5 protein-coding genes and 1 pseudogene are annotated in these 4,088 nt (G+C 31.4%); 3 read left to right on the forward strand and 3 right to left on the reverse strand.

Annotated features, from left to right (window positions below; translation table 11 throughout):
- Window positions 1–258: 258 nt before the first annotated feature.
- A complete protein-coding gene (locus ACFSCX_RS23300; RefSeq protein ID WP_377930653.1) occupies window positions 259–618 on the forward strand; it encodes a YhfM domain-containing protein in 360 nt (119 codons plus the stop codon).
- A gap of 134 nt (window positions 619–752) precedes the next feature.
- On the opposite strand, the gene ACFSCX_RS23305 is transcribed toward ACFSCX_RS23300, so the two are convergent.
- From ACFSCX_RS23305 to ACFSCX_RS23315, 3 genes are all read right to left on the reverse strand, one after another.
- Entirely contained in the window at window positions 753–1,052 is a 300-nt protein-coding gene (locus ACFSCX_RS23305) for a DUF3221 domain-containing protein (RefSeq protein ID WP_377930947.1), read from the reverse strand.
- A 296-nt stretch (window positions 1,053–1,348) separates the two neighbouring features.
- Complete coding sequence (locus tag ACFSCX_RS23310; protein ID WP_377930654.1) at window positions 1,349–1,768, reverse strand: hypothetical protein; 420 nt, start codon at window positions 1,766–1,768, stop codon at window positions 1,349–1,351.
- Between the two features lie 110 nt (window positions 1,769–1,878).
- Entirely contained in the window at window positions 1,879–3,213 is a 1,335-nt protein-coding gene (locus ACFSCX_RS23315) for a trypsin-like serine protease (RefSeq protein WP_377930655.1), read from the reverse strand.
- A gap of 199 nt (window positions 3,214–3,412) precedes the next feature.
- On the opposite strand from ACFSCX_RS23315, the pseudogene ACFSCX_RS25750 reads away from it, so the two are divergent.
- Window positions 3,413–3,541 (forward strand): annotated as a pseudogene (locus tag ACFSCX_RS25750) (DUF7674 family protein); the annotation flags it as partial.
- A gap of 135 nt (window positions 3,542–3,676) precedes the next feature.
- Window positions 3,677–4,088: hypothetical protein (locus ACFSCX_RS23320; protein ID WP_377930656.1), on the forward strand; the 412-nt coding region annotated here is incomplete at its 3' end.

The raw sequence follows: 4,088 nt of genomic DNA on the forward strand, positions 1-4,088 counted from the left end.
GTATTTGTGTATCTTGCCCCTCCCCCCATAATGGGAGTTAACACTCAATAAGTGGCTCACTTTTGAAGTGATCACTCTGGCTCAATATAATGTTGACAAAAACAGCTTTCTCTAATTGTATTAACGAGAGCTAATCTTCAAGAAGGAGATTGGCTTTTTTCTTAAAGTTAAACAAGCCTTGGTATAACTCTTACTATATTTGAAACGGAAAAAGGAATTTATTCGTCTAAATGAAAAAGGTAGTTAGGAGGGGGATCTATGAAAAAAATTAGTTTGGTCTTATCTATAGTTCTATTATCAATTGGTTTAATTGGTTGCCAGCAGAATAGTGAAAGTTTAGAAAAGGTAACTATTGATCCAATGGGGAGCAATTCCGAAACATTAGTTATCGAGGATGCTAAAACAATTGAAATAATTAAAGAAGCAGTAGGAAAAGCAGAAAAACAACCGGGTATTGTCGATATGGCTGACCCTGAATATAAAATTGAAATTGGAGAGGAAACGTATTTCCTTTGGATTGATGTAAAGTCTGGAACAATTATGAATACAGAGGATACACATACCATTTACTCTTTATCGAATAACTCAATCAAACAAGTGAATGAGTTATTGAAGTAACGGGTGCATTTAGTAAGACCACAAAGATAATAAAATCTTTTAAGGGGCACCACCAGCAAAAAGCGGAAAAAAAATAAAACCGTGGAAAGATTCGTTTTTATTTTTGTCCAATTCTGACGTATAAGATTTAATATTTATTCCTCTAAAATTTCAATTTTTTCAGCGTATCCATAGGCAATCTCAGAAGGTTTTTCTATTCCATCATACCAAATTTTTACTTTCTGTCCTTTTCTTAGTTTTTGAAATACATCATCTTCCACTCTGAAGTACCACATTTTATATCTATTTTCTATGCCAATCTTTATTATTTTCTCAGTATTATTTGAAATAATAAAATCTTTATCATTAGTCTGAACAAATATATTTGACTTTCTTCTTCTCCTCTTGGATATAAAGCACCTACGAGACCTTCTAATTGAATATCTATAATAAATTGTTTTTCAATTTATTTACTCCTTACATAGGATTAGCAACCTAATGCTATGAATCACTTATATAAATCGTAAATGGATTATTAGACTCACTTATAATGAGAAGTAACATCCTTTATTCTTGGTATGATGGAGATCCGACCACTCCTCCGATGTTTTCGTGTGAAATATGTGGTGGACAGATGTATCCTGATTATTATAAAGGGGTACACGGCATAGAATACAAATTATCGGATGTGCTGGATCTAAAAAAGGACTGAGTGAGGTGGGTTTCCTCACTCAGTTTTTATTATAGTATTCTATTCATCAGTTTTAAGCAATTGTAATAAATTTGGTTGATAAATGGTATAAGTAATATCATGGTCAAGATCTTTCCTAATAACAGTTAGAATTTCATTGTTTTTATTAATTAAATGTATTGATTTGTTCTTATTAAGATTAATGGTCAACTTTGCTTTTACTGGTAATGTATCGAAGGAAACATTACTATCTTCTATAACATTTGCATTGTTAAACCAGGATACAATATCTTGAATACCAGATTGATCAGCTCCATACATACTTAACTTATTTGCATAAGTCCAATTAACTCTTTTTACATTCTCTACTTTTATTTCTTTATGGATAGTAGTTTCTTTATATTCTAACCAAATGAAGAAAACCGTTGAAAGTACAAACAGAATAAGGATAAAATTAAATATTAATTTTTTGTTTATCATGAAAATCCCTCATCTTGTATAATTAATAATTATAAAGGGGCGAATAGTATACCCTTAGCCCCAACCATAATTTTTGAAAATTGTATTGATAACTTTCATATTTTATAAAATTAATTGTATTTATTTCCAATATAATATGTTACAACATCTAAAAGACCAAGTTCATTTCGAATATTCTCCCATGGAGAAAACCAAGTTGTGTTGTTATCTGAAGTTCCAGCCACTATAATTCCATATAGTGTAAATACGTTATCAGAGCCTTCCATATAATCAGTTACAGGTCCACCACTATCCCCACTATAAGTAGCATTTCCATTAGCATTAGGGTCAATTGCTTTTACTTGATCATAAGTGACCGTTGAGTCAGGAGTACCATCGTTATTATTGTCTATAAAGAAATCATCGTTTAAATCTACAATCTTAAGAATGTGCGTTCCACCTTTTTTTCCGTGTACCCTAACAGAGGTACCAACAGGAAATTCAGCTGATGTTGCAGTTTCTCCAATTTGCCAATAGGTATCAGTTATTGGATCAACGATATTTGGTGTGATTTGAATTCCAGCACTTGTCTGTAAGAACGCAGCATCAGCATAGTCATAATATTCTTGTTTTACTAATACTTTATCTCCAATAAAATGAGCTCCTTCACTTCCTTGATCAACTCTTAAAGTTTGAGGACTATCAGAATCCGGTAATTCAAAACAATGACCTGCTGATACTATTCCCCATACCCCACTTTTATGCCTAGCCCCAAAACCAATTGAACATTCTTGTACGTATCTTGTATTTGAAGTCATTCTTACTCTAATTTCAGATGCCATTTCAAGAGGGTTCCATTTTCTTAAATATTCATTTGTTTGTGGGTCGTCACTAAGGGCATGCTGTCGTATTGGCACTTCTTTAGATGTAGATTCGTGAAAAGATACTTTAACTTGAAGATTTTTAGGTAAAGTCTCAATAATCTGTTCTATTTTAATATCAGAATTGTATGGAATTGGAGTATGTGTAACTTTAATAGAGTTATTAACTTCATCAATTCCTACACTACTTACACTATATTTATTTCCTTCTTTTAAAATTTTGTTAGTAATCATTTTTTTAGCTTTTATTAATTCTTCTAAGGTGTTTGAAGCCTCTTCAAAGACCACATCATCACTTATTTTCATTAGTTTTTTTAATTCTTGTTGACTCTTTTTTTTGTCTACAAGTATAACGTGTAAAATTTGTTTTTCATCTAAGTAAGTCCCTGCAATTTTAATTTTATCTTTATGTTTCTCTGCGACTTCGATAATATTTTTATTATCTTTAATAGATTTCTTTTGTTGTTGCCAATCAACATCTACGTCACCATTACCATTTGCAAATGCATAATTGTTACTGCTTATACCGAACAGAAGGCATGTTAAAGAAATTATTGATATTGCTATTTTAGAAAATTGTTTCACGATTTATCCAAACTCCCTTTTCTTTTTATTTGCGAGTTTTATTGTAACATAACAGATTTTCCATTTCTCTGGTAAATAGTTGGAGAACAAATGAAAATTCTGTTAATTCGAATAATTATTGAGGTATTTTACAACTTTGTTATTTTGAAAAGCTACTTTTTTTGAAAGGATGGAAACAGATGATTGATATGTTAATGAACTATTAACTGTAACTATCCTTGAACGACTTGGAGACAATAAAAAATTCCTTAATACTGCTTATAAATACATGGGTAAAGAAACAAGGAAGGCTTCTGATGTTATAGAAAAGTTTTGGGGTCGAAATTAAAGTAAAGGGTAGCGAGAATGGAATTAGAGATTGTGATTAGCTACAGCTAATACTATTTATTTTTTTGAACAGTAGCTAGAGTATTCAGAAATAAAAAGATGATAAATTTCGTCTATCTACAAAAGGAGGGTTAATATGAAAAAAATAGTTTTATGTACATTTTTAATCGGACTTTTAGTAGGTTGTTCAGAAAAAACAGAAACAGTGATAAAAGAGGATTGGGAAGTAAGTCCAACGTTTAATATTCCTGTTACATTTGGTGACGGAACAAAAGGAGAGTATGTTTTGCTAGGTGAGGAAGGAAGAATTGGCTTTTTAGTTGGCTCTGGTAAAGAAGGAGAGGCCGAAGCTCGACCAATTATTGCAGGAAAAGGTAATAAATATATGTGGCATTTTTGGGGAGAAAAAGAAGAATTTAAAGGAAAGTTAAAAGTTGTTGGAATTGACGAAAAAGGTGTAGAACACAAAGTGCTAATTAAAAGTACGGGAATGACTAGTAATGAAAAAGTATGGGAGTATCCAGATGTAGGAGTAAGTCCTAATAATG

Origin of the sequence: Bacillus salitolerans, from assembly GCF_042680805.1 — a bacterium.
Taxonomy (GTDB): domain Bacteria; phylum Bacillota; class Bacilli; order Bacillales; family SA4; genus Bacillus_CJ; species Bacillus_CJ salitolerans.